Origin of the sequence: Pelagibacterium sp. 26DY04 (assembly GCF_031202305.1) — a bacterium.
GTDB lineage: Bacteria > Pseudomonadota > Alphaproteobacteria > Rhizobiales > Devosiaceae > Pelagibacterium.
The window spans coordinates 2,972,905-2,997,876 of the sequence record NZ_CP101731.1; the positions used below are offsets into that span (position 1 = coordinate 2,972,905).

The following is a 24,972-nucleotide window of genomic DNA, read 5'->3' on the forward strand; positions in this document are numbered from 1 at the left end:
TTCAGTTGATGCGAGCGCCGGTTTCGGCATCGAACAGATGGACCAGCGGAACCTCAGGGACCACGAAGATCGTCTCGCCGGGCAGAGCAGCCACGCGTTCGCGGAACACGCCGATCACCTGAGCCGTGCCGAGCTTCATGGTCACCTGGGTTTCCGACCCCATCGGCTCGACCACCAGCACTTCGGCAGCCAGCCCATCGGACGAAAGCACGAAATGTTCGGGCCGGATGCCATAAATTGCGTCGCCTCGAGCCGCCACCGGGGCGGGCAGCGGCAGGACGATGCCGTCGGCGGCAAAACCGTCCGGACCGATCGAGCCCGGGATGAAATTCATGGCCGGCGAACCGATAAACCCCGCAACGAACTGGTTGGCCGGCCGATCGTAAAGCTCGAGCGGCGCACCGACCTGTTCGATCCGGCCGCCATTGAGCACCACGATCTTGTCGGCCATGGTCATGGCCTCGACCTGGTCGTGCGTCACGTAAACCGTCGTGGTTTTCAGCCGCTGATGCAGCGCCTTGATCTCGCCGCGCATCACCACGCGCAGCTTGGCATCGAGATTGGAAAGCGGTTCGTCGAACAAAAACACCAGCGGATTGCGCACGATGGCCCGTCCCATGGCGACGCGTTGGCGCTGACCGCCCGAAAGCTGACGCGGATAACGCTCAAGATAATCGCCAAGCCCCAGGATACCTGCTGCCCATTGCACCCGCTCGGCAATCTCGGCTTTGGACGTGCCCCGGTGTTCGAGCGAGAAGCCCATATTGGCCGCAACGGTCATATGCGGATAAAGCGCGTAATTCTGGAAGACCATGGCGATATCGCGCTGCTTGGGCTCGAGATCGTTGACCACGGTGTGGCCGATCTCGATCGTGCCGCCACTGATCGTTTCCAGCCCTGCGAGCATGCGCAGCAGTGTCGATTTCCCACAGCCCGAGGGGCCGACAAGAACGACGAACTCGCCATCGGCGATGGAAACGTCCACCCCGTGGATCACTTCGGCCTTGCCGTAGGATTTTCTGACGTCGGAAAGTGTAACGGAAGCCATGGGTCAACCCTTGAGACCGGTATGAGCCAGCCCCTCAACGAACTGGCGCTGGGCGATGATGAAAACGATGAGCACGGGGATGGCGGTCATTGTGGCCGCCGCAAGCTGGATGTTCCACATTGCCCCGCCATAGGCGTCGGTGAACTGGGTCAGCGCCTGGGGAAGCGTGAATAATTCGGGTGAAGACAGGAACACGATCGGCTCGAGATAGAGATTCCATGAATGGAGGAAGGTGAAGATCGCCACCGCCCCCAGCGCCGGCCGCGCCAGCGGCAACGCGATGGTCCAGAAGATCTTGAACCGTCCCAGCCCATCGACCCGCGCCGCTTCCTCGAGTTCCTTTGGCAGCGCGATAAAGAACTGACGCATGACGAAAGTCGCGAACACCGAGGGCGCCCCGAAGATCGGCACCAGGATCAGCGGCCAATGAGTGTTGATCATGTCCCAGCCCAGAAACATCTGGAACAGCGGCACGATGGTGACCTCGGCAGGGATCAAGAGACCGAGCAGCACCACCATGAACAGGGTATTGGCGAAGGGAAAGCGGATGCGCGCGAAAGCGTAGCCCGCCATCGAGGAGAACAGCATCGTCCCTGCCGTCACCAGCGCCGCGATATAGGCCGAGTTCCAGTACTGCTGCGCAAATGGCTGCAGCTCGAACACCTGCGCATAGGTCGAAAGATCGACCCGCCGGGGTACGATTTCAGGCGGAAAGGCAAAAATGTCCGAGATCGGCTTGACCGAAGAGGTGACCATCCACCAGGTCGGAAAGACGAAGGGGATGAGCAGTACCGTCATCAGTCCGTAGACCACGACCTTCATCGCCGGCGAGAGATCAGTTTTCATAGAAGACGAGCCTCCGGCGCATCTGCCATTGGGCGAAGGTCAGAGCCGCGACGATCAGGAACAACAGAATCGAGAGCGTCGCGCCATAGCCGAATTTGTGGAACTGGAAGGCCTGCTGGTAGAGGTAATAGACGAGCACCGTCGTCGACATTCCCGGCCCGCCCTGGGTAAGAACCGCGATCTGGGCGAAGACCTGGAGCGATCCCACGATGGTGATGATCGAAGTCAGCAGAATGGTCGGGCTGATCATCGGCATGGTGATGCGTGTGAACTGCGCCCATGCCGGCGTTCCATCGACCCGCGCCGCCTCGTAAAGTTCCCGCGGCACGCCCTGCAGCGCGGCGAGAAAAAGGATCATGTTGAGCCCCACATTCTTGAACACCTGTACGACGATCACCGAAATCATCGCCGTGGTCGGTTCCCGCAGCCAATTCGGCCCCTCGACTCCGAACAGCGCCAGAATGGCGTTGATGCCGCCATTGTTCTGAAGCAGAAAGCTCCACACGATGGTCCAGGCGACGAGCGAGACGACGACCGGCGAGAAAAACAGTGTCCGGTAAACCGTGATGCCCTTGAGCTTCTGGTCCAAAAGCACTGCCAGCAGCAGCGCCAGCGACATGTTGAAGACGACGAGGCCCACCGAAAACAGTACGGTGGCACCGAGCACCTGCGGCAGGCCGGGATCGCTCAACAGCGCCTGGTAATTGCCCAGGCCCTGGAACCGGAACGTTTGCGCCAAAACGTTCCATTCGTGCAGCGAGTACCAGAACACCAGCCCCAGCGGGATCAAAACGAAGGTGATGATCCCGATCAGTTGCGGAGCGATGAACAGATAGCCGGCCAGAGCGTCGCGGCGCTCCATCGTCCAGAAGTGCCGCTTGCGCGTCTTGCCGGTTGATGATGATTGTGCCGCGACGGTCATTGGCGTGTTCCCGACAACCAGATCAGAGCATCGGTGCGATGCGGTTGCAGACCGAGGTCAGCACCGCCTGAACATCGGCGTCCGCGGTCCAGAGCGCATCGAGTTCGGCTCGCACCACCTGCTGGATTTCGGCAAAGCCTTCATGCCCCGGCAGAACCTGGCCGTTCGCAATGCCTGCAATCACGACGCTTTCGATCTGCTCTGGCGAGAGCAGCGGGTTGGTTTCCCCCAGCGTCTCGGCATTGAGCAGGCTCTGGCGCGCCGGCGGGAAGAACTGGGCGAGCTTGGCGCTGTTTTCAGGGTTCGACATATAGGCGAGGAATTCCACCGCCATGTCCACATTGTCGCCCATCTGGAAGACGCCGATACCCGCCTGCCCGATCACGGCGTATTCGCCCGCCGGCCCGGCCGGAAGCGGCACAAGGTCCCAATCGAACGCATCCTCACCCTGCGGCAGAAGAGAGGCGCGGGAGATCTGGGTGATGGTCATCGCAGCATCGCCGGCGAAGAAATCGACGCTTTCGCCCGGCCCAGGCATGGCGCCCTTGTTGAAGATGGCGTCGTGGATGAAGCTCATCGCCTCGACCATTTCCGGTTCGGCGAAGGTGCAGGTGTTTCCGTCCGCGCTCCAGGGCGATGCACCCCAGCCGCGCCAGATCGAAGCAAGGTTTTGCCAGATCTGATAGTTGAAATCGCGTACGATCAGCCCATCGGCACCGTTGGCGCCGACCGCCGCTGCGGTCTCGATCGCGTTCTCCCAGGTCCAATCGCCTGCTTCGATAAATTCGGCCGGCGTTTGCGCCCCGGCCTCGGCAATGAGATCGTTGTTGACGAACATGGCAAAGGGCGAGGTCGAGAACGGATAGGCATAGAGCTCGCCATTGGCGCGCCAGAGCGCCGTCGCCTGCTCGGTGACGTCATCGAGATCGTAACCTTCGGCATTGGCGAAGGCTTCGCTCAGGGGTGCCAGCGCACCGGAATTGACGAAGTCGGCGGCGCTGGTTTCCAAAATCCAGGCCAAGTCGGGCGCGTTGCCGCCGGCGATTTGGGTGGTCAGCGTCGTCGTGTAGTTGTCGAACGGCAGGGAATCGAAAGTCACCGAGACATTGGGGTGAGTTTCGGTAAAGCCGGCGGCGATCTCGTTGAACATCGCCAGATGCGCCTCGTTGGCGCTCCAGATGGTCATGCGCAGATCGATCTGATCCTGCGCCAGAACCGGGCCGGCGGCCAGCGGCAGAATCAGGCCAGCCAGCGCCGTCGTCGATTTGAGCGTATTCATCGATGTCATTGTTTCCTCCTCTGGATATCGATGTTCGCGTGGGGTCAGTATCCCCGGATTTCGGGCCAGCGGATCTCCACCCCCTCGCGGTGAAGCAGGCCCTGGAAGTCCTCGAGCTGGCGATCGTCCGCCTGCACGGCATGCGGTGTCGTCTCGGTATCGAGGCAGTAGACGGCAAGCAGGCCGGCGACTTCGCCGATGTTCCACTCGACCGGATGGAGCCGGTAGCAGCCATTGGTGATGTGGGTGGTCCCGATGGTCTTGCCCGCCGGCAACAGATTCGAGCGCTCGCGCGGCAGCAGCGCTCCGAGCGGAATTTCGAACGGGCACGAGGGCACGTCGATGTAATTGTCCCCACCGGTCGACGGGTGCAGATCGATCCGGTACATGCCGGTGCCGACGCTGTCGCGATAATGGACGGCTCCCGCCTCTCCGCGCACGGCGTAGGAAAGATCCTGCTCGACGATGGTGGTCACCGCCTTGATGCGGCGGCTTTCGCGGATATAGGGCGCCATGGCGAGCCCATGTTCGGTGCCGGTCACGTCGCCCCGCAGACGCAGCCCCGGAAAGCCCTGCCCGCCATCGACGCGCGGCGCCTCGGTCTGCAGCCAGTAGAAGACCGCATAGGAAAGTTCAGCGGCCCGCTTGAGCCGATATTCGTATTCGTCCTCGGTGCAATCGATGATCGGCGCCTCGAAATAGTCGATCATCGGCCAATTGACGAGGCAGATGTCGGACTCGTAGGCTCCCGGCACGAAGTTGCGCCGCGCAGCGATGCGGCGGAAAGTCCACAGGTTAGCGTCCCCCGCATTGCGGCGCTGGTCGGCATCGACCAGCAGCGGATCGTCATCGGGATTGGGCGTAAAGCTGCGCTCGGTGATCTCCAGCGTCCGCGGATGCGGCGCCTTGAACCCGATAAGCGGTCCGCCCCAGAAATCGGGCTGCACCGACCGCCAGTAATCGTAGTTCTCGGGCTTATCGATCGTCTGGTCGCCGTCCACGTGATCGATGGCAAAGCAGATGGACACCGCCTGCTGGTTCTGGGGCTGGGCTTCCGAGGGCGCCGATGGTTCTCCCGTCTGCGCCTGGCTTTCAAAGCCGGTGACGTATTCGGTTCCCGTGAGCGGCAGGAGGTCGCCCAGTTCGGTGGCGTCGATCACATAGCGGGCGGAAACGACGATCTTGTCGCCGCTGTGCTTGTGCCTGAGCGTCACCGCCCGCACCCGATCGCCATCCATCTCTGCGGCGACGGGTTTATAGGGTTTGAGGAGCTTGAGGCGCCCTGCCCCGATATAGGGCGTGAGCCAGGCTTCCATCACCGCCAGCGGCACGCGGGGTTCGACGCACATGCGGCTCACCCAGCCGGCACCGGGATTGAGATCGCCCCAATTGCGGGCAGCTTCGTTGAGCGGATAGTGATCGCGATAGAACTGGCGGATAGCAGTGCGCAGATTTCGGAACGTTCGGCTGCCGCCCATCTGCTCGATCCAGGAATGCTCGTCCGAGGGCACCGCCTGACTGGTCATCTGCCCGCCGATCCAGTCATATTCCTCGGTGAGCACAACCTTGCGGCCCGAACGCAGCGCGGCGAGCGCCGCAGCGACACCACCCAATCCACCACCGATGATCGCGATATCTGCTGAATAGTCTTTCACAACTCACTCATTGGTCTTTATGGGCCCGAGCGTTTCGCCCTCGACCCGTTCACAGGAGAGAAGGGTTTGCTCGATGCCGCCATGGCCTTCGAGCTGATCGACCAGCGCGAGCGTCGCGCGCCGGCCCATTTCCTCGCGGGGGATGGCATAGGCCGTAAAGTTCGTTCCCGTCACACCGGGGCGCAGATGGCTGCCCAGGACGACGACCGACATGTCGCCCGGCACAGATAGACCCTCGGCAATCGCCGCGCGCCGGAATGGAATGGCGTCGGCCAGTTCGGTGAAAAACGTCACCGTGGCCCCCGCCTCGCGCACCGCCTTGAGCACAGCCTGCGGATCGCTGCCGACCTCGGGCCAATGCCGGACCAGTTCCGCCGGGCGTTCCAATGCCCCGGAAAACCCGCGCCAGCGATCGACTGTCGATTCCGCACCCTCGTCCGGGCCGACATAGGCAAAGGCGCGATGCCCATGGCCATATGCCAGCGTCACCAGATCCCCCGTCGCAGCGGCATAGTCCGCGCCGACATAGGGTACCGGCCCACCCGCATCGTTGCGGCGCCCCACCGCGACGAAGGGAAAATCCCCCGCCACCAGCCGCGTCAACTCCTCTTGATCGAAGCTCCGCCCCAAAACGATGCAGCCATCGGCCAGACGCAGACGGTTGGTTTCGTCGAAAATCTTCTTGCGACCGTCACGTCCTCGCGCAGCCGCAGTCATCAGCAGCAGGTCGTAGCCGCGCTCCTGCGCCGCCTCTTCGATGCCGAACAGGAACGGTCCGAAAAAGTCCGCCTGCGCCGAAGGGAAAGCCGGCTCGTAGGTAAAGACGCCAAGGATATTGTTGCGCCCCTTGACCATGCGGCGCGCCACGGGATCGGCGACATAGCCCGTGCGGGCGATCACCTCCTGAATACGCGCCCGCGTCTGCTCCGGTATGCGCCGGCTGTCCTCGTCCGTCCCGTTGAGCACCAGCGACACGGTGGCCTGGCTGACCCCGGCCAGCCGCGCGATATCTTTCTGGGTAAGGCGCTTCACCGCCATCAGCGCCCTCCTCCAACATGCGCTAATACGTATTAGTTATGCGTATTAGCAACGCATTTGCGCACTGTCAAGGCTCAGTGTGATGGAGATTGTGGGAGCTATGCGCGCTTGCGACCTAGGCGAGCGACGAGGTGACCGCCAACACCTCGTTCCAGGCCTGATGCCGCCCTGCCCTAAGCTGCGCCGCCGCCAGCGCGGCATCCGCATTGGCGCTGCGCACGTCATGGCGGTCGAGGCAGCGGTTGATTTCGCCGAGGATAACAGGATGCAATTGCAGCACGCCGCCGACAAACCGGATGGGACGCTCCCCGACCCGGCTCCGCATGGCCTTGGCCAATTCCGCAAGCTCGCCACCGGCCTGTCGCAAGATGGCCAGGGCCGTCTCATCGCCCGCCTCCGCCGCCCGCGCCACGGCAACCGCCAGGCTCCCGATGCGGCCCCGGTCTCCGGCATAGATGAACTGGCGCACATCGTGCCACCTATTGCCGCCGATCTCTGCGAACATCTGCTCGGCCAGCGCTTCGGCTCCCGCGAAAGAACCTGTGTGATCCAGGATACGATATATCTGGTCGAGGGCCTTGAGCGCGATCCAGCTCCCAGATCCGGCATCGTCAATAAGAATGCCCCTTCCGCCAACCCGAACGAAGCTGCCATCCTGCGCGATGTGCAAACCCACCGACCCGGTGCCGGCTGCCACCAGATGACCCTCTCCCGGAGCGAAATTGGCGACATAGGCGAGAACGATGTCATCCATGATGGTGATGGCATCGGGTTCGATACCGAGCACCTGGCCCGCAAGAACCTTCACGTCGACGGCCACCGCGCTGCCATAACCAGTAATGCCGGCGGTCAGACTCTTCGCCGCCAGCCCCGCCTCCGCGAGAGATTTGCCGATCGCGCCAAGCGCCAAAGACAGGCGCTCCTTCTCGGCGGGATTGAAGATATGCCCTGTCGCGCCGCCCGCCTGGCCGCGCGCCAGCACCTCCCCGCCATCATCGGACGCAACCCAGCGGCTGGCCGTGCCGCCGACATCAAGCCCGAGATGAACCCGTCGGCTCATGACGGCACGCCGTCACGCACGAACATGCGCGTGATTTCACGCGGATTGGTGATCATGGTTCCCACGACTACCGCATGGGCGCCTGCCCCGAATGCCTGGCGCACCAGTTGCGGCGTGTTGTACCGCCCTTCGGCAACGACTGGAACATCCAACCTCGCCGCCAGGGCTTCGAGCAGCGCCAGGTCAGGTAATTCCGGCTTGGGCTCGGTGGCCTCGGTATAGCCGGAAAGCGTAGTCGCCACATAGGTCGCGCCCCAATCGGCAGTCGCAAGCCCCTCTGCCAGCGTGGAGACGTCCGCAAAGACCTCAGCGCCCAGTTCCTCTCGAATGCGCCGGATGAGCATTTGCGGTGCCTCGCCGTCGCGCGGCCGTTCGGTGCAGTCCAGCCCCACGATTTCCGCCCCTGCCGCAACAATCGCCTCGGCCGCGGCGAAATCGGGCGTGATGTAGACCGGGTATTGGTCCGAAAAGACCTTGTGTATCCCGATCACCGGCAGCCCGGCAGCTTTGACGGCACGGATGTCGTCCGGGCCGTTGGCCCGGATCGCCACGGCGCCCCCGTCCCGCGCGGCGAGCGCCATGGCGCCCATGAAGTTCGGGCCGTGCAGGGGATTGTCGGCCCGCGCCTGACACGAAACGATGAGACCCTTTTCAAGCTTCACTTCACGGCACCCGAGGTCATGCCGGCGATGAATTGCCTGGAGAGCACTATATAGATCAGGATGATCGGTGCCGCCGACAGCGTGAGCCCGGAAAACAGCACCCCCCAATCGGTGGTATATTCGCCCATGAAGGTGGTCAGCCCCTGCGGCAGGGTCTTGAGGTCGTCGTTCTGGATGAAGACCAGCGGAAAAAAGAAGTCGTTCCAGATCGGCACCACGTTCTGGATGCCCGCGATCACCATCGCCGGGCGCACCAGCGGCAGCATGATCGACCACATGATGCGCGCCTCGCTCGCCCCATCCATCCGCGCCGCGTCCTCGAGTTCGCTGGGCAGCGTGCGTATGAAACCGGTCATGATGAAGACCGTCGTGGGCAGGCCCATCGCCGTATAGACGAAGATCAGCGAAAGCTGGTTGTTGAGGATCGAAAGATCCCGCATCAGCATGAACAGCGGAATGATGGCGAGCTTCAATGGCAGCGTCAGCCCGGCCAGAAAGAACATCAAAATAAAGGTCGAGCCGGTGAACTGGTAGCGCCCGATGGCATAGGCAGCCATGGTGCCCAGCGTCAGGATCAGCACCATCGAGGCGCCGGTCACGAGGAACGAGTTGAGCAGGTAGCGCAGAAAATTTGTCTGCGTCCAGATTTTCACGAAGTTCTCGATGTTGGTGAAATCGGGGATCGAGAACGGGGATTGGAAAATCTGCGGTGTGGTCTTGAAGGCCGAAAACACCATGATGACGATCGGCGCCAGCATGATGATGGTGTTGGCGACAAGGATGATCTGCAACAGCCCGTCGCGTCCGAGCGTCCCCAGCAGCCCGCGGCGCTCGTAATAGCTCGTCGAAGCGGAAGCGACGGTCATACCTGGATCTCCCGAGCCCGCAGCCGCACGGTGATAACCGTGGCAACGGCGGCAATGAAGATGAAGATCAGCACCGCCAGCGCGCTGCCCAGCCCGAAATCCTGCTGCCCGGAGGAAACGTTGCCGAATGCCGTGCGATAGAAATAAAGCCCCAGAACGTCGGTTGACCCATAGGGCGATCCGTCAAGTCCGGCCATGATATAGGGCAGTTCGAACCAGTTGAACGCCCCCACGAACAGCAGCGTGAAGACGATGGTGGCGCTGGGCGCGACAAGCGGCCAGACGATCCTGGAGATCTTCACCCATTCGCTCTCTGTCTCCATGCGTACGGCATCGAGAATTTCGCCGGGAATGCGCTGCATGCCGGCCAGGAACACCAGCGTGGGAAACCCCACCATGTGCCAGGCCTGCGCGATGATCAGCGACCAAAGCGCGGTCGAACTCTGCCCCAGCCAGGGCTGGGCGAGCCAATCGAGCCCGATGCCGCGCAGGCTGATGTTCACCACGCCAAACAGCGGGTGCAGGAACAGCTTGAAGAGATAGGCCACGATGATGGTCGAGAGCACCACGGGCAGGAACACCGCAATCCGGTGAAAGCGGGCACCGGGCAGCTCGCGCCAGAGCGCGTAGGCCATGATGAACCCCACCCCGTTCTGGAGCACCATCAGCGCGAAGAACACGATGACGTTGTGGCTGAAGGCGTTGATCGTCCAGCTACGGTAGGGTTCGACGAACAACACCGTATGGAAATTTTCGAACCCCACGAACGCGCCGCGCCGCAGGCCCTGCCAGTCGAAAAACGCGTAAGCGAAGGCCGAGATGATCGGGTAGACGATGAATAGCGCCACGAACACCAGGGGCGGCACGATGAGCACGGTGATCCAGAGGCCGCGTCCGGTCATCCTGAGTTGGGGCATTGAGCGTTTCGCTTCGCGCTTGTGGTTTAGAAGATGGTCCCTCCCCGCACGCGGGAAGGGACCAGGCAGACAACCTTAGTCCTGGAACGGCTCGTACCAGGCGGCAAGGCCGGTGGTCAGCGCCTCGCCGATGGCCTCCGGCGTGGTTTCGCCGGCGAACAGCTTCTGCATTTCGCTCTGGATCAGCACCGAGCCCGAGGGCTCGCCATAGCGGAAGTGCACCAGCATCAAATAGGGGATCGAGCTCTGGTTGAGTTCATTGACCTCGGCCAGCAGCGGATTGTCAAAGCTCACGCCCGGAACAGCGGAGATGTTGTTGAGCGTATTGGCAAAGGCTTGCCCGAACTCCTGGCTGGCGAGATAGTTGACGAAAGTGATCGCGGCTTCCTTGTTGGGGCTGGCGGCGTTGACCGCATAGCCGCCATCAAAATAGAGGCCCACGAGCTTTTCGTCCTCGGCCGTCTCGCCCGGCGCTGCAAATACGCCCATCTCGATTTCGGGGTTGAGGCCCTCGAAGGTCGCAAGCTCATACGAGCCGCCGATGAACATGCCGGCCATGCCCGAAGCGAACAATTGCTGCGCGGATGGGTAGTCGAGCCCGATAAAGCCGTCGGGGAAATACTCCTGGGCGAGATCGTTGACCGCCGCCAGAGCGCTGGTGAAGCGCTCATCGGTGAAGTCGGCTTCACCCGCCATCAGGTCGTCGTAAAAGTCCGAGCCCATCAGCGAAGAGCCCAGCCCAAAGGTCACCGTTTCGTTCTGCCATGCCGTCGCCGTGCCGTTGGCAAAGGGGATGATCCCGGCGTCCTTGAGCGTCTGGCTCAACGCCACCAGCTCTTCCCAGGTCTGGGGTTCCTCGAGCCCGTTGGCATCGAAAATCGCCTTGTTGTAGATCACGAGCTGGGTCTGGCTGGCAAAGGGAACGGCATAGATCTGTCCGTCCTCGCGCACGCTTTCGGCCGCCAGCGCCGGCTCGGCGAAATCGGCCAGCGCCGGGACGTTTTCTTCCGACAGCGGCTCGAGATAGCCGGCCGTCGCAACGTTTTCGAGCCCGCCATAGGCGCGCACCATCATCACGTCCGGCCCCGTGCCGCCCGCCAGGGCGGTGGAAAGGATCGTGTTGTAGTTGGTTGCCTCGAACGTCTCGAAAGTGACCGAGATATCGGGATTGGCCGCCTCGAACGCTTCGATGAACTGCTCATAGGCGGCGCGGTCCTCCTGCCGCCAGCTCCAGAACGTCAAATCCTGGGCCAGTGCCGGGGCAGCCGTGACCATTGCGGCCAGGGCAGCGCCAATACGGATCGTGTTGGTTGTCATGGTGTTCCCTCTCTTTGTTGGCATGGACATGTCTTGAGCCCTAAGGGGCCAACCGCCGGCCATCCTCGGCGGAAAAGAAATGCGCGGCGCCCGGCGCGACATCCATCGTCACTTTCTCGTCGGGCGCGTAGCTTTCATTGGGTGCGGTCCGGGCCGCAAGCAGCGTGCCATCGGCCAGCCGCACATAGACATAGGCGTTTTCGCCAAGGTATTCGGTGTAGACCACCTGCCCAGCAAAGCCCTCGCCGCCCTGCCCGCGCGCCAGCCGGACCGCGTCCGAGCGCACGCCCAGCTTGATTGCGCCGGCGCCGGGGCGGCTATCGACGATCAAGGCCCCGCCACCCTGCATTCCAAGGCGATTTCCCTCGCCCTCCACATCGATGAGCGTCATACGCGGCGAACCGATGAAAGTCGCAACGAACGTGTTGGCCGGCGTCTCGTAAAGCTCGCGCGGTGAGCCCACCTGCTCGATGCGCCCCGCATTCATTACAACGATCTTGTCGGCCAAAGTCATCGCCTCGACCTGGTCGTGGGTGACATAGATCATGGTGCCGCCGATCTGGCGATGAAGGCGGGCGATCTCCAGCCGCACTTCGGAGCGCAACGCCGCATCGAGATTGGAGAGCGGCTCGTCGAGCAGAAATACCTGCGGCTTGCGCACCAGGGCGCGCCCGATGGCAACACGCTGGCGCTGCCCGCCCGAAAGTTCTCGCGGCTTGCGCTGCAGAAGCGGCTCGAGTTGCAGCATGCGCGCTGCCTCGGCGATGCGCGCTTCGACCTCCTCCTTGGGAAGGCCCATAAGCCGGGCGCCGAACGCCATGTTCTCATAGACGTCCATATGCGGATAAAGCGCATAGGACTGGAATACCATGGCAATCCCGCGCCGCGAGGGCGGCACTTCGTTCATGCGCTGGCCATTGAGGAAAAACTCACCCTCGGTGATCGGATCGAGTCCCGCGATCAGCCGCAGCAGCGTGGACTTGCCGCAACCCGATGGGCCGACGAACACCACGAACTCCCGATCCCCGATTTCGAGATCGATGCCATGCAGCACCTCGGTATCCCGGAAGCGCTTCTTGATGCCGCGGAGCGAGAGCTGAGCCAAAATTCCTCCTTTGGTGGTCTTGTCCCGCCCCTCCGAGGCGCGGACGACGGAATACTGAATTCCAAAAACTGCCAGTGTCAAGAATAGAATATTACAAAACCGTCAGGATCGACAGATGCGAAACCTCCGCCCAGGCCAAGCCCCCGCGCCCTTAAGTCTTGAGCACGGTCACGGCGGTTTCGCTGTTGTGGATATAGTCATGGGAATCGGCCTGGCGCCGCAACAGCATGATGAACAGCATGTCCATCAGCATCAGTTGCGCATCGCGCGAGGTGATGGCCGAAGAGCGCACCCGCTCCTCGTCGGCGACGGTGAACAGGTGGATGTCGGCCATCTCGAGCAATGGGTTGGGCTGCAGCCCGGTCACCGAGATCAGCCGCGCCCCGCGCCGCTTGGCCAGTTCGGCAATGCGCAGCGTTTCAAGACTCCGTCCCGAATGGGAGAGCGCCAGCAGCACATCGGCACCGTTGAGCCCGGACGCGTTGGCAATCTGAATATGGCTATCGCTGTCCATCAGCACCGAACGGCCGAGCTTTAAAAGCTTGTAGGAGAAATCCCGCGCCACCAGCGATGACGCCCCAACGCCCGCAAGCTGGATCTTTCTCGCGCTACCCAGGGCCTCCAGCGCTGCGTCGATGGTGTGCTCGTTGTTGGCGGCCGACGTTTCGCGCATGGACAAAAGCTTCGATCCGATCAGCTTTTGCAGGATCGTCATGTAGCTGTCGCTGGCGTCGATCGTGCCATGGATGACCCCGCCCGGCGTCTGCCATTCCAGCGCCTTGGCCTTGTTCACCGCCAGCTTGAGCTGCTGATATCCGCCATAGCCAAGCTTTTGGCTGAACTTGACAACGCTCGATTGGCTGCGCCCCGTGGCCTGGGCCAGCGCCGCCGAGGACATGGCCAGCATCTCATTGGGATGATCGATGATGAACTGGGCGATCTGTCGATCGGCCGTCGTCAGGGTATCGAGCTGAGCGCTGAGAGCTTTGAGTATCGACATGCCTTTTCCCTCGCGATGCCGGTAACCGGATTCGCCGCCAACGGCCATCGCGTTGGCACCTCCCCACCGGCACGGTCTTCCACCCATTGTGCACCGGCGCGCACCAATTAGGAATACAATATTCCGCATTTCGTTGACACTTGGAATAATCGCTCCTAGCATCCAAGCGCGAAACTGCATGAGGGAAGCATGGCAAAAAGCGTTCTGATGGCCGAGCTGGGGCAACTGGTTTCGGAGGCCAGGAACCCGGCCACGATGCAGATCGATCTCATGTCGACCAACGAGATCCTGGCTGCGATGAATGCCGAGGACGCCAAGGTTTCCCGGGCGGTCGAAACCGAACTCCCCCATATCGGCGCGGCCGTCGACAAGATCGTCGAGGCCTTCAAGGCCGGCGGCCGCCTCATCTATATGGGCGCCGGCACCAGCGGACGGCTGGGCGTACTCGATGCGTCCGAATGCCCCCCGACCTTCGGCGTTCCCGAAGGCATGGTCGTTGGTCTGATCGCCGGCGGCGACCGCGCCTTGCGCTACCCGATCGAAGGCGCGGAAGATGATCGTGGCGAAGGCCGCCGCGATCTCGAACGCGTCGAAGTTTCGGCAAAGGACGTGGTGGTCGGCATCGCCGTCAGCGGACGCACCCCCTACGTCATCGGCGGGCTCGATTACGCCGCCGGCATCGGTGCCACCACCGTGGCGCTCTCGTGCAATCCTGATTCGGTCATCGCCCGCATGGCCGATATCGCCATATCCCCCGTGGTCGGCCCCGAGGCCCTTACCGGTTCGACCCGCCTCAAGTCGGGAACGGCCCAGAAGCTGGTGCTCAATATGCTGACCACAGCCAGCATGATCCGCATCGGCAAATCGTACGAAAACCTGATGGTCGATCTCTCGGTCAGCAACGAAAAACTTGCTGCCCGCGCCACGCGCATCCTGGTCGAGGCAACCAACTGCACCCCCGAGGAAGCCGAAAACTATCTCGCCCAGAGCAACAACAACGTGAAACTCGCCATCCTCATGGCCCTCACCGGCCTCGACGCCAAGGCGGGCGAAGCGGCGCTGATCGAGGCCGATGGTTTCCTCCGCCGGGCCGCCGCTCAACATCAGCCGCGCGCGGCGAGCTAAGGGGGAAGGCCATGGATTTGCTCGTCAATCTCTATGGCCGCAAGCTCAACGAACTGCGCCAGCGCGCCGAAGCCGTTGAGGCCACCATCCGCACCGCCCTGCCTCCCGAGCAGCACATCATAAAGGACTGGGTGCGCACCCATTTCAGCGAATATTGGGTCAGCGAAGTCAGTGCCGCCATGGCGCACCAGCCCCCAGGCTGTCTCGTCGCGGTGATCGATGGCGAACTTGTGGGCTTTGCCTGTCACGACGCCACTGCGCGCGGTTTTTTCGGCCCCACCGGCGTCTCCGAATCCCAGCGCGGCAAGGGCATAGGGCTGGCGCTTTTCTATCACACGCTGGTGGCCATGAAGGCCCAGGGCTATGCCTATGCGATAATCGGCTCGGCCGGTCCTGTGGATTTCTACGTCAACGCGGCGGGCGCCATGCCCATCCCGTCAGACAATGAAGATATCTATCAGGGCCTTTTGCGCATCAAGCCAAAGCCGGAGGCGGAAAACTGACCATGGCCTCGCCCCCTCTCGCGCTTTTCGTCGGAATGCCCGGCCTTGAACTCTCGCCCGATGAAATCGCCTTCTTCCGCGAAACCAACCCCTTCGGGCTGTTCCTTTTCAAGCGCAATCTCGACAATCCCGAGCAGATCAAGCGCCTCTGTGCCCAATTCCGCGAAGCTGTGGGTCGCGAGGACGCCCCGGTCTATATCGACCAGGAAGGCGGCAGGGTTCAGCGACTCGACAATGGCAACTGGCCGTTGTTCCGCAGCCTGGGCAGCTTCGGCGCGCTGGCGCGAAAAGATCTGGACCTCGCCCGGCACGCCCTAAGCCTCTCGAGTCTCGCCATGGGCACGATGATGGCCGAGCTGGGCATTGGCAGCGGCACCACCCCAGTGGTCGATCTGGCGCGCAAAGGCACCCATGACGTGATCGGCCAGCGCGCCTTGGGCGACGATCCCGAACTGGTCACGACACTGGGCCGTGTGGTCATCGAAGCCATGCTCGAGGTCGACTCCATGCCCATCATGAAGCACATCCCCGGCTATGGCCGCGTGACCGTCGACCCCCATTTCGATTGCCCGGTGGTCGACGCGCCGATCGAGGATATGCGCGAGACCGATTTCCGCCCCTTCGTGGCGCTCAAACACGCCTCGCCCTGGGCCATGGTCGCCCATCTCATTTTCACAAGGCTCGATCCGGAGCGCCCAGCTTCGGTTTCCCCCATCGTCTGCGACTTCATCCGCAGCGATCTGGGCTATGATGGCGTTATCGTCACCGATTGCCTCACCATGGAGGCGCTCAAGGGCACTTGGCCCGAGCGGGTCCGCGCCGCCCTCGACGCCGGCTATGACATCGCCCTCCATAGCCAGGGCGATCTGGTCGCCAGCGAGGCTGCCGCGAGGGCCGCGCGCCCGCTTGGCGCCAAAAGCCTCGATCGGATTGCCAGAGCCCAGTCGCGGCTGGGCAACAAACGGGTGGAGGTTAAGGAACTCCACGCGGAGGTGGAAAAGATCTTTACGGACGCCGGCCTGGCTTGAACCGCCGGCAAGCAAAGGAGGAAATGGGAAATGCTTAGGACCTTGTTGACCACAGCGGCCTCTGCCGCGGTTCTCGCACTGGCCGCCCCGGCCCTGGCACAGGACGAAGGGAACGTTCTGACGGTAAGCGCCGAACAAACCACCACCTGGGTGCAGAACTTCAATCCGTTCAGCCAGACATCGGCCCGCTACACCACCCACGATTTCATCTACGAGCCACTCGTGGTGTTCAACCGCCTCAAAGGCAACGAGCCGCACTTCCGCCTCGCGGAAAGTTTCGAATTGGCCGATGACCTCAATTCCATCACCTTCACCCTGCGCGAAGGCCTCAAATGGTCCGATGGCGAAGATCTTACCGCCGACGACGTGGTCTTTACCTACGACTACATCAGGCAGCATCCGGCGCTCGATTTCATCTCGGTGTCCGCCGAAGTGGAGTCGGTGGAAAAGGTCGATGAGCGCACGGTGCGTTTCAACCTTGTCGAGCCCAATTCGCTGATCGCCAACACCATCGTCGGCATGCCCATCGTGCCCGAGCATGTGTGGTCGGAAATCGAAGACCCGGTGACCTTCGCCAATGAAAACCCCGTCGGCTCGGGCCCGCTAACCGAGATCACCCGCTTTACCCCGCAAGTCTACGAGCAGTGCCGCAACCCGCACTATTGGGATGCCGACAATCTCGACGTCGATTGCATGCGCCTGCCCCAGCTCGCAGACAATCCCCAGGTGCTTGCTGCCCTTGCCAATGGCACGCTCGATTGGGCGACGAGCTTTATCCCCGATATCGACAACACCTTCGTTGCCGAGGACCCGGAGCATCACAAATACTGGTTCACTCCGTCCAGCCTTGTGTCCTTCCAGCTCTCGATGGTGACGCCGGACGAAAACAACCGCAAAGCCTTCAACGACGTCAATTTCCGTCGCGCCCTGTCCATGCTGATCGATCGCCAGACCATCGTCGACATCGCCGGTTATGGCTATCCGCTGGTCAATGAAGATCCTTCCATGCTGGGCGAACTCTATGCCTCGTTCTCCAATCCGGAGGTCGAGACCCAGTTCGGCCAATATGGCCGCTTCGATATGGATGCCGGCTTGGCCCTGTTCGATGAATCCGGCTATGTCGACGCCGATGGCGACGGCTTCCGCGACAATCCCGATGGCACCCCCATCGCCATCGACATCATGGTCCCCAATGGCTGGACCGACTGGATCGACGCGGTCCAGATCGCCATGGAAACGCTCACCGAAGCGGGCCTCAACGTGCAGATGAGCACGCCCGAGGCCGCGGTCTGGACATCCGAATTGATCTCGGGCGAATACTCGATGACCCTCAACGCCCTGGCGTCGGCGGCAAACCCCTACTTCCCCTATATCCGCACCTTTAACCCCGAAGATTTCGGCAGAAGCCGCTTCTCTGCACCCCATTGGGAAAATGCCGAGCTGATGGAGCTTTTGGGGCAGTACACCCAGGTCAGCGACGCGGATGAACAGAAGGCGATCATGGACGAAATCCAGATGGTCGTGGCCGAGGCCATGCCGGTCATCCCGGTCTACAACAGCCCGTCCTTCTACCAGTACAACACCAGCCGCTTCACGGGCTGGGCCAGTGCTGAAGACCCCAAATATTCCCCGGTGGTCTCCAACGCCAACCCGTCCCGCCTCCTGCAATTGCTCGATCTCGAGCCGGTGGCCCAGTAACCGGAAATGACATCGGAGGATGCGCCAAGGGCGCACCCTCCTTTCAAAAAGAGGAAAGAACGTTATGGCCTTTTTGCTGCGGCGACTGGCGTTCTACCTGGCGGCATTCATCGCCGCCGCCACCATCAATTTCTTCCTGCCCCGCATGATGCCAGGCGACCCCATCGACATCATGTTCGCCAGCGCTGGCTCGGAACTGTCGCTGGAAAATCTCAACGCTCTTAAGCTCACCTTCGGCTTCATCGACGCGCCCCTCGGCGAGCAATACATCTCTTATCTCAAAAGCGTCTTCACGGGCGATCTTGGCCGCTCGATCAAATATTTCCCCCTGCCGGTCACCGAGCTTTTGGGCCGGGCCCTGATCTGGACCGTCGGCCTTATGGGCATCGCAACGCTTTTGAGCTTTGCTCTAGGCACCTTTCTCGGCGTCATGGCGGCCTGGCGGCGCGGCACCCTTTTCGATTCCGTCGTCTCGCTCTCGGCCATCTTTTCGAGCTCTGTCCCGGCTGTCGTCGTATCGCTGATCGTGCTGTTCGTTTTCGGCTACACGCTGGAGTGGTTTCCCAACGGCTATGCCGCCGACCCCATGCTCGATCCGGGCTTGAACTGGGGCTACATCTCCAGCGTCATCTATCATGGCACCTTGCCCATGCTCACGCTGGTCATCGTCTTGACCGGCGGCTTTGCCGTCACCATGCGCAACAACATGATCAACCTCCTGGGCGAGGATTACATCGTCATGGGCCGCGCCAAAGGCCTGCCCGATGGCAATGTCATGATCTGGTATGCAGCCCGCAACGCACTCCTGCCCACCGTGTCCAGCCTCGCCATCGCCATCGGCACCGTTCTGGGCGGCTCGCTCGTTACCGAAGTCGTGTTTAACTATCCCGGTCTCGGCAACACGCTCTATCAAGCCATCCTCGCCCGCGACTATCCGGTCATCCAGGGCCAGCTCCTCATCATGACCGGCGCCATGCTCGTCGCCAATTTCATCGTCGATCTGAGCTATGTCCTGCTCGATCCGCGCCTCAAGAGAGCCTGAGCCATGGCCTTGCTCAACCAGCTCCTGCACAACCGCAAGGCCCTGATCGGCCTTTCGATCCTCCTGATCATCGTCCTTGTCGCCATTTTTGCGCCGCTGCTGACCGAATACAGCCCCGTACGGCGCGTCGGCCGACCGCATCAGCCACCCTCATGGGAACATTGGCTGGGCACCACACGGCTCGGGCATGACGTCTTCTCCCGCCTCGTCCACGGCGCCCGCGTCTCGTTGGCCGTCGGATTCGGTGCGGGCCTGATGATCACGCTGATCGGCACCGTGCTCGGCATTATCGCCGGCTATAAGGGTGGCGTGGTCGACGAGGTCATCAACTTCTTCACCAACATGGTGTTGGTCGTCCCCAACCTGCCGCTGCTTTTGGTGCTGGCCGCCTTTATCGGTCAGGCAAGCCCCCTGGTGATCGCCATCATCCTCGGCCTTACCTCCTGGGCCTGGGGCGTGCGCGTCACCCGCGCCGAAACGCTCTCGGTCCGCCAGCGCGATTTCGTCAAATCCGCCGAAATGCTGGGCGAACCCTCATGGCGCATCATGGCGCTGGAGATCTTTCCCAACCTCATTTCCATCGTCGGCATCAATTTCATCGGCAGCGTGATCTTCGCGGTCATCACCGAAGCGACGCTGGAATTTCTCGGCCTGGGCGATCCCAACACCGTTTCCTGGGGCATCATGCTTTACAACGCGCAGAACTCCTCGGCCCTTTCGGTCGGCGCCTGGTGGGACCTGCTTTCGCCCTGTATCGCCCTGGCGTTCCTGGGCCTGGGTCTGGCGCTCATCAACTTCGCCATAGACGAGATCGCCAATCCGCGCCTGCGGACCGGCGGCATGCTCAACCGCTGGACGCGCATGGTCCGGCTCGGGGAGGGCAAGCTGTGAACGAGCCGGTCCTTTCCATCCGCAATCTCACCATCGATTATGTCGGTGCCGACAAAACCTTCCATGCCGTCAAGGATGTGAGCTTCGATATCGCCCCGGGCGAATTCTTCGGCCTTGCCGGTGAATCGGGCTGCGGAAAATCGACAATCGCCTTCGCCGTCAGCCGCCTGCATCGTCCGCCCGCGCTGATCCGCAAGAGCAGCCGGATTCTTGTCGGCGGCCGCGACGTGCTCGAACTGGACGACAAACAATTGCGCAGTTTCCGCTGGCGCGAGGTGGCGATGGTGTTCCAGAGCGCCATGAACTCGCTCAACCCGGTCCTTACCATCGAAACGCAGTTCTACGACGTCTTGAGGGCTCATACTGCGATCAGCCGCAAACAGGCCCGCGAACGCGCCGCCGAGCTTTTAAGGCTTGTCGATATCTCCCCTGATCGCCTTTCGGCCTATCCGCATCAGTGCTCGGGCGGCATGCGCCAGCGCATCGTCATCGCCATCTGCCTCGCGCTCAATCCCAAGCTGTTGATCATGGATGAACCCACCACCGCGCTCGACGTGGTCGTCCAGCGCGAAATCCTCCAGCGCATCGACGTGCTGCGCAAGCAATTGGGTTTTTCCGTGCTGTTCATCACTCACGATCTGGGTCTGATGGTGCAGGTCAGCGACCGCATCGGCATCATGCTCGAGGGCGAGTTGGTCGAAATCAACGACGCGCGCACGATCTATACCGCTCCCCAGCACCCCTACACCAAACGCCTCTGGGCCTCGATGCCGCGGCTCCATGGCGAACAGATCCGCCCCGAGGCGAGCGCATGACCGACCCTGATCCCATTCTCGCTCTCGACGCCGTATCGAAATCCTTTGGCCCCGTTCACGCCGCGCGTTCGGTCTCGCTCGAGCTGCGCCCGGGCCGGACCCTGGCCCTGGTCGGCGAATCAGGCTCGGGCAAAACCACCGTCGCCCGCCTCATCATGCGCGAATATCAGCCCGACGACGGCAGATTGCTCTATCGCGGTCAGCCGCTGGGCTCGGGCGACGCCAAGGCGCTCCAATCCTATCGCTCTGCGGTGCAGATGGTGTTCCAGGATCCTTTCGCTGCGCTCAACCCTGCCCACACCATCCACTATCATCTCAGCCGCCCCCTGCGGCTGCACCAGCGTGGCCTTGGCCGGATCGAGCGCAAGGGCAGGATCGAGGAATTGCTGACCCGCGTGAAGCTCGATCCGGCCCTGATCATGGGCAAATACCCGCATGAATTGTCCGGCGGCCAGCGACAGCGCATTTCCATCGCCCGAGCCCTGGCGGTCAATCCGCAAGTGATCGTCGCGGACGAACCGACCTCGATGCTCGACGTCTCGGTGCGGCTGGGCATCCTCAACCTGCTCAACGACATGAAGAGCCAGCTCGGGCTCGCGCTGCTTTACATCACCCACGACATCGCCACCGCCCGGTTCGTCGCCGAAGACATCATGGTGATGTATGCTGGTCAGGTGGTCGAATGGGGCGCCATGGAAAGCGTGCTGGGAAATCCCCAGCATCCCTATACGCGGCTGCTCCTTGCCGCGGTTCCCGACCCGGACCGACGCTTTGCGGACTCCCTTGTCGAAAACGAGCTGGAAAGCATCGAAACCATCCGCCGCCAATCCGCCTTGCCCCAACCCGAAATCCGGCAAATGGGCGAAAACCATTTCATCAGGCCCCTGCCCGCCACGTAAAGTCGTCGCTTTTGCTGGAAACGCGTCAGCTACCGCGCCACTCGCCCGCCCGTCATCGGGCGCGGAGCGCCGGTCGTCGTCGGAAAGCTGATCGGCAGCCCGGCCAGCGTGCGCGCCGCCAAAAACCCGAAGCATTCGGCCTCGATCGCATCCCCGCGCCAGCCGACGTCATCGGCATTGAGCACCTCGACGTCCGCGCGCTCTGCGATCATCTCCATCAGCGTTGGATTGTGCCGTCCCCCGCCGCAAACGATTATACGCCCGGGCCGTTCCGGCAGCAGGTCGAGCCCCTTGCCCACGGCGCTCGCGGTAAACGCCGTCAGCGTCGCCGTACCGTCTGCAAGGCTCAACCCTTCCGCCATGCTGGCGGGAAAATCGAAGCGGTCGAGCGATTTAGGCCACGGTGCCCCGAGATAGGGATGGCCCAGCAGCCGGGTCAGCCGCGCCTCATCCACAGTCCCGTTGCACGCCAAAACCCCATCGCGGTCCATCTCGCCATGCCCATGCGCCTTGACCCAATCATTGATCGGCGCGTTTGCCGGCCCCGTATCGAAGGCGATCAGTCTCTCTGCGCCATCCCACCAGGTGATGTTGGCTACCCCACCCAGATTGAGCACGGCGGTCTCGCCCCCGGCACCGACCCCGCGCAGCAGCGCTTGATGATAAACCGGAACCAGCGGCGCCCCCTGCCCGCCCGCACGCACATCGGCGGAGCGAAAATCATAGACCACCGGCACGCCCAGCATCTCGTGCATAAGTGCTCCGTCCCCGAGTTGCCGCGTATCTCCGATGCGCCCCGGCGCCGGTGCCCGGTGCAACACCGATTGCCCATGAAACCCGATCGCACCGATCTCGGCCATCGCCATGCCCGAGCTTTCGACGAAGCGACGCACGGCCTCTGCCTGAGCACGCGTCAGCGCCTCCTCGGCCCGCGCAAAAATCGCCGGCTCTGGCCCCTCGAAATTCCACCGCCGCGCTTGCGCCAGCGTTTCCTCCAGCAGCACCCGGACCTCGGTGGAATACGGCGCAAGCGTATAGGGCCCGAACTCTTCGACGCGCTCTCCGTCGGTCCTGAGCAGCGCAATATCGATATTGCCGTCGAGCACCGTTCCGGTCATCAGCCCGACCGTCCAGATCGCCGCCATGATCAACCCTCCGCCCGGTTGATCGCATCGCCCACCGCGCGGCGCAAAACGAAGATCCCGCTGTCGAAATGGCGGCTCGGGTGCACCCTGTTGGTCAAAAGCGTCCAGGCCCGGCCGCGCGAAAAATCGATCCACAGCCCGGTACCGGTAAAGCCCGTATGCCCGATGGTTTCTGGCGAGCAATGCTCCCCGCCCGACCAGCCCTCATAAGGCCGCTCCCACCCATGCGTGCGCCGCCCCGACAGCGGCGTCCGCATCAGCCGCACCGCTTCGGTTTCCTCCGAGAGCACGCGCTGTGCGAAATCGAGCACCGCTGAGACCGTACCGAACAGCCCAGCATGCCCAGCGCCCGCGAGCGCCGCGCAGTTCTCGTCATGGACTTCCCCCACCAGCACCCGGCCCCGCCACGGATCGGTCTCGGTCGCGGCGGCCAGGCTCGGGTCCGCCGACCAGGCAAAACCGGGACCGGGATCCATCTCGCGTATACCTTTGCCCCCGAGCCGCTCAAGCGCGATGCCCAAAAGGATGAAGTTGATGTCCGAATAAACAGCCGGCCCCGCGCTCCAGGCATGTTGCAGCACGAAATGCCGCAACAGGTTCGGATCGGTGCCATAGGTATAGAGCGGAAACACCCCTGGAAACGGCGTCTGGTGCCCCAGGCATTGCCGGAACGTCACTTTGCGCTGCCAGTTGTCGGGGTTGTATTGGGCAAAGTCCGGAATAGCCGTGGTCAGCGGCGCATCGAGGTCGATCTTCCCTTCTTCCGCCAGCGCCAGGATACGCGGGGTCGTGAACAGCACCTTGGTGAGAGACGCCAGATCGAACCAGGTTTGGGCGGTCATTGCGCGTTCGATGGGCACCGTCTGCGCCTTCCCCACCGCCCTTACGGCCCGCGCCCCCGCCGCATCCACGACTCCCAGCACCCCGCCCGGAATCCGCCCCGCGGCAACGACCTCCGCCAACGGCGCAAAGCCGCGATCCAAAACAGTCTCCAAGCTCACGACATCTCCGGCATTAGGTTTGCCGGCACTGTAGCGCTCGACGATTTTCCATTCCAGTCGCCCGACCGGATCGCCATCGGTACGCTTGAGCGGGAGCCGCAGCCTCAATTGTTCTGACCGAACGCCGGGAGATTGTCCGCGCCCGGCCTAGAGCTGCTTTCTGGTCAGCTTTCCCAGCACCCCGATGATGCCCTCGCGGAACAGCATTACGGCAATGACGAAGATCGTCCCCTGGAGCACGGTGACCCAGGCTCCCAGGCCCGCAAAATAATTCTGCATGGTGACGATGATGGCCGCGCCCAGGATGGGGCCGAAAACCGTGTGCATGCCGCCCAGGAGCGACATCAGCACCACCTCGCCCGACATGGCCCAGTGCACGTCGGTGAGCGAGGCGAGCTGGAAGACCAGCGCCTTGGTCGCCCCTGCCGTGCCCGCCAAGGTCGCTGACATCACGAAGATGGCAAGCTTGTAGCGATTGACCTCATAGCCCAGAGAAACCGAGCGCGGCTCGTTCTCCCGGATGGCCTTGAGAACCTGCCCGAACGGGGAATGGATGATGCGGTAGATCAGGAACAACCCCGCAAAGACGATCACGAACACGAAGACGTAGAAGGCGCTGTCGCTGGAAATGTCGAAAAGTCCGAACAGCATGTTGCGCGGCACAGCCTGAATGCCGTCCTCCCCGCCAGTAAACGGCGCCTGTAGGGAGATGAAATAGACCATCTGCGCAAAAGCCAGGGTCACCATGGCGAAATAGATGCCTTGGCGCCTGATGGCGAGGCTCCCGATCGCCAGCCCGAGCACAGCCGATGCCGCCGTTCCCAGAAGTACGCACAATTCCGGCGACAGCCCCCATTGCTTGGCCGCATGGGCCGAAACATAGCTGGCGGCCCCGAAAAACGCCGCATGCCCGAAGCTGAGCAGCCCGCCATACCCCAGGAGCAGGTTGAAGGCGCAGGCAAATAGCGCAAAGCACATCACCTTCATGAGGAAGACCGGGTACAAAAAGAACGGCGCGATGGCAAAGAACGCCAAAAGCCCCGCAAAGATCGCAAGATGAAGCCTGGGAATACCCAGATCCGCCGTATGCCGGGGGCGCGAAAAGGACAT

At 62.4% G+C, this 24,972-nt stretch carries 24 protein-coding genes; 8 read left to right on the forward strand and 16 right to left on the reverse strand.

Translation table 11 applies throughout. The annotated features are described in order from the left end of the window. Position 1 precedes the first annotated feature (1 nt). The 13 genes from NO932_RS14695 to NO932_RS14755 all read right to left on the reverse strand — a co-directional run bounded on the left by NO932_RS14695 (position 2) and on the right by NO932_RS14755 (position 13,715). Positions 2–1,048 carry a sn-glycerol-3-phosphate ABC transporter ATP-binding protein UgpC gene (locus NO932_RS14695; RefSeq protein ID WP_309208031.1) on the reverse strand — a complete coding sequence of 349 codons (1,047 nt, stop codon included), beginning with the start codon at positions 1,046–1,048 and terminating at the stop codon, positions 2–4. A gap of 3 nt (positions 1,049–1,051) precedes the next feature. After that, a complete protein-coding gene (locus NO932_RS14700) occupies positions 1,052–1,894 on the reverse strand; it encodes a carbohydrate ABC transporter permease (protein WP_309208032.1) in 843 nt (280 codons plus the stop codon). Next, a complete protein-coding gene (locus NO932_RS14705) occupies positions 1,884–2,816 on the reverse strand; it encodes a sugar ABC transporter permease (protein WP_309208033.1) in 933 nt (310 codons plus the stop codon). The genes NO932_RS14700 and NO932_RS14705 overlap by 11 nt, the downstream gene beginning before the upstream one ends. A 22-nt stretch (positions 2,817–2,838) precedes the next feature. After that, complete coding sequence (locus NO932_RS14710) at positions 2,839–4,104, reverse strand: sugar ABC transporter substrate-binding protein (protein ID WP_309208034.1); 1,266 nt, start codon at positions 4,102–4,104, stop codon at positions 2,839–2,841. Positions 4,105–4,139: 35 nt separating this feature from the next. Next, positions 4,140–5,750 carry an FAD-dependent oxidoreductase gene (locus NO932_RS14715; RefSeq protein WP_309208035.1) on the reverse strand — a complete coding sequence of 537 codons (1,611 nt, stop codon included), beginning with the start codon at positions 5,748–5,750 and terminating at the stop codon, positions 4,140–4,142. A gap of 3 nt (positions 5,751–5,753) precedes the next feature. Continuing rightward, on the reverse strand, positions 5,754–6,791 hold the full coding sequence (locus tag NO932_RS14720; protein WP_309211059.1) for a LacI family DNA-binding transcriptional regulator: 1,038 nt from the start codon (positions 6,789–6,791) through the stop codon (positions 5,754–5,756). A gap of 112 nt (positions 6,792–6,903) precedes the next feature. Beyond that, positions 6,904–7,848 carry a BadF/BadG/BcrA/BcrD ATPase family protein gene (locus tag NO932_RS14725; protein ID WP_309208036.1) on the reverse strand — a complete coding sequence of 315 codons (945 nt, stop codon included), beginning with the start codon at positions 7,846–7,848 and terminating at the stop codon, positions 6,904–6,906. Next, complete coding sequence (locus NO932_RS14730) at positions 7,845–8,510, reverse strand: putative N-acetylmannosamine-6-phosphate 2-epimerase (RefSeq protein WP_309208037.1); 666 nt, start codon at positions 8,508–8,510, stop codon at positions 7,845–7,847. The genes NO932_RS14725 and NO932_RS14730 overlap by 4 nt, the downstream gene beginning before the upstream one ends. Continuing rightward, positions 8,507–9,376 (reverse strand): carbohydrate ABC transporter permease, encoded by an 870-nt coding sequence (locus NO932_RS14735; protein WP_309208038.1) that lies wholly within the window; start codon positions 9,374–9,376, stop codon positions 8,507–8,509. The genes NO932_RS14730 and NO932_RS14735 overlap by 4 nt, the downstream gene beginning before the upstream one ends. After that, a complete protein-coding gene (locus NO932_RS14740) occupies positions 9,373–10,293 on the reverse strand; it encodes a sugar ABC transporter permease (protein ID WP_309208039.1) in 921 nt (306 codons plus the stop codon). Before NO932_RS14740 ends, NO932_RS14735 begins: the two co-directional genes overlap by 4 nt. Positions 10,294–10,368: 75 nt before the next feature. Continuing rightward, positions 10,369–11,610, reverse strand: coding sequence for an extracellular solute-binding protein (locus NO932_RS14745; RefSeq protein WP_309208040.1), 1,242 nt, complete (start codon positions 11,608–11,610; stop codon positions 10,369–10,371). Between the two features lie 40 nt (positions 11,611–11,650). Continuing rightward, a complete protein-coding gene (locus tag NO932_RS14750; protein ID WP_309208041.1) occupies positions 11,651–12,715 on the reverse strand; it encodes an ABC transporter ATP-binding protein in 1,065 nt (354 codons plus the stop codon). Positions 12,716–12,866: 151 nt separating this feature from the next. Further along, positions 12,867–13,715 carry a MurR/RpiR family transcriptional regulator gene (locus NO932_RS14755; protein ID WP_309208042.1) on the reverse strand — a complete coding sequence of 283 codons (849 nt, stop codon included), beginning with the start codon at positions 13,713–13,715 and terminating at the stop codon, positions 12,867–12,869. Positions 13,716–13,904: 189 nt separating this feature from the next. Between NO932_RS14755 and murQ the strand changes: the two genes are divergently transcribed. From murQ to NO932_RS14795, 8 genes are all read left to right on the forward strand, one after another. Then, complete coding sequence (murQ, locus tag NO932_RS14760) at positions 13,905–14,840, forward strand: N-acetylmuramic acid 6-phosphate etherase (protein ID WP_309208043.1); 936 nt, start codon at positions 13,905–13,907, stop codon at positions 14,838–14,840. 11 nt (positions 14,841–14,851) lie between these two features. Further along, positions 14,852–15,343, forward strand: a complete 492-nt coding sequence (locus NO932_RS14765; protein ID WP_309208044.1) for a GNAT family N-acetyltransferase — start codon at positions 14,852–14,854, stop codon at positions 15,341–15,343. 2 nt (positions 15,344–15,345) lie between these two features. After that, the gene (locus tag NO932_RS14770; protein WP_309208045.1) at positions 15,346–16,371 is read left to right on the forward strand and encodes a glycoside hydrolase family 3 N-terminal domain-containing protein; all 1,026 of its coding nucleotides are present in this window, start codon (positions 15,346–15,348) and stop codon (positions 16,369–16,371) included. Between the two features lie 30 nt (positions 16,372–16,401). After that, entirely contained in the window at positions 16,402–18,069 is a 1,668-nt protein-coding gene (locus NO932_RS14775) for an ABC transporter substrate-binding protein (RefSeq protein WP_309208046.1), read from the forward strand. A gap of 64 nt (positions 18,070–18,133) precedes the next feature. Next, positions 18,134–19,111: an ABC transporter permease gene (locus NO932_RS14780; RefSeq protein WP_309208047.1), complete on the forward strand. Its 978-nt coding sequence runs from the start codon at positions 18,134–18,136 to the stop codon at positions 19,109–19,111. 3 nt (positions 19,112–19,114) lie between these two features. After that, entirely contained in the window at positions 19,115–20,002 is an 888-nt protein-coding gene (locus NO932_RS14785; protein ID WP_309208048.1) for an ABC transporter permease, read from the forward strand. Continuing rightward, positions 19,999–20,817: an ABC transporter ATP-binding protein gene (locus NO932_RS14790; RefSeq protein WP_309208050.1), complete on the forward strand. Its 819-nt coding sequence runs from the start codon at positions 19,999–20,001 to the stop codon at positions 20,815–20,817. Before NO932_RS14785 ends, NO932_RS14790 begins: the two co-directional genes overlap by 4 nt. Next, the gene (locus tag NO932_RS14795) at positions 20,814–21,716 is read left to right on the forward strand and encodes an ATP-binding cassette domain-containing protein (RefSeq protein ID WP_309208051.1); all 903 of its coding nucleotides are present in this window, start codon (positions 20,814–20,816) and stop codon (positions 21,714–21,716) included. The genes NO932_RS14790 and NO932_RS14795 overlap by 4 nt, the downstream gene beginning before the upstream one ends. A 29-nt stretch (positions 21,717–21,745) precedes the next feature. On the opposite strand, the gene NO932_RS14800 is transcribed toward NO932_RS14795, so the two are convergent. The 3 genes from NO932_RS14800 to NO932_RS14810 all read right to left on the reverse strand — a co-directional run bounded on the left by NO932_RS14800 (position 21,746) and on the right by NO932_RS14810 (position 24,972). Next, positions 21,746–22,861: an anhydro-N-acetylmuramic acid kinase gene (locus NO932_RS14800; protein WP_309208052.1), complete on the reverse strand. Its 1,116-nt coding sequence runs from the start codon at positions 22,859–22,861 to the stop codon at positions 21,746–21,748. A 2-nt stretch (positions 22,862–22,863) separates the two neighbouring features. Next, positions 22,864–23,862 (reverse strand): serine hydrolase, encoded by a 999-nt coding sequence (locus tag NO932_RS14805; RefSeq protein WP_309211061.1) that lies wholly within the window; start codon positions 23,860–23,862, stop codon positions 22,864–22,866. Between the two features lie 147 nt (positions 23,863–24,009). Beyond that, a complete protein-coding gene (locus NO932_RS14810; protein ID WP_375142889.1) occupies positions 24,010–24,972 on the reverse strand; it encodes a branched-chain amino acid ABC transporter permease in 963 nt (320 codons plus the stop codon).

Coding starts and splice junctions, on each gene's coding strand:
- NO932_RS14695 (WP_309208031.1), bottom strand. CDS start 1,048: ATGGCTTCCGTTACACTTTCCGACGTCAGAAAATCCTACGGCAAGGCC.
- NO932_RS14700 (WP_309208032.1), bottom strand. CDS start 1,894: ATGAAAACTGATCTCTCGCCGGCGATGAAGGTCGTGGTCTACGGACTG.
- NO932_RS14705 (WP_309208033.1), bottom strand. CDS start 2,816: ATGACCGTCGCGGCACAATCATCATCAACCGGCAAGACGCGCAAGCGG.
- NO932_RS14710 (WP_309208034.1), bottom strand. CDS start 4,104: ATGACATCGATGAATACGCTCAAATCGACGACGGCGCTGGCTGGCCTG.
- NO932_RS14725 (WP_309208036.1), bottom strand. CDS start 7,848: ATGAGCCGACGGGTTCATCTCGGGCTTGATGTCGGCGGCACGGCCAGC.
- NO932_RS14735 (WP_309208038.1), bottom strand. CDS start 9,376: ATGACCGTCGCTTCCGCTTCGACGAGCTATTACGAGCGCCGCGGGCTG.
- NO932_RS14740 (WP_309208039.1), bottom strand. CDS start 10,293: ATGCCCCAACTCAGGATGACCGGACGCGGCCTCTGGATCACCGTGCTC.
- NO932_RS14745 (WP_309208040.1), bottom strand. CDS start 11,610: ATGACAACCAACACGATCCGTATTGGCGCTGCCCTGGCCGCAATGGTC.
- NO932_RS14755 (WP_309208042.1), bottom strand. CDS start 13,715: ATGTCGATACTCAAAGCTCTCAGCGCTCAGCTCGATACCCTGACGACG.
- murQ (WP_309208043.1), top strand. CDS start 13,905: ATGGCAAAAAGCGTTCTGATGGCCGAGCTGGGGCAACTGGTTTCGGAG.
- NO932_RS14765 (WP_309208044.1), top strand. CDS start 14,852: ATGGATTTGCTCGTCAATCTCTATGGCCGCAAGCTCAACGAACTGCGC.
- NO932_RS14770 (WP_309208045.1), top strand. CDS start 15,346: ATGGCCTCGCCCCCTCTCGCGCTTTTCGTCGGAATGCCCGGCCTTGAA.
- NO932_RS14775 (WP_309208046.1), top strand. CDS start 16,402: ATGCTTAGGACCTTGTTGACCACAGCGGCCTCTGCCGCGGTTCTCGCA.
- NO932_RS14780 (WP_309208047.1), top strand. CDS start 18,134: ATGGCCTTTTTGCTGCGGCGACTGGCGTTCTACCTGGCGGCATTCATC.
- NO932_RS14785 (WP_309208048.1), top strand. CDS start 19,115: ATGGCCTTGCTCAACCAGCTCCTGCACAACCGCAAGGCCCTGATCGGC.
- NO932_RS14795 (WP_309208051.1), top strand. CDS start 20,814: ATGACCGACCCTGATCCCATTCTCGCTCTCGACGCCGTATCGAAATCC.
- NO932_RS14800 (WP_309208052.1), bottom strand. CDS start 22,861: ATGGCGGCGATCTGGACGGTCGGGCTGATGACCGGAACGGTGCTCGAC.
- NO932_RS14810 (WP_375142889.1), bottom strand. CDS start 24,972: ATGTCCTTTTCGCGCCCCCGGCATACGGCGGATCTGGGTATTCCCAGG.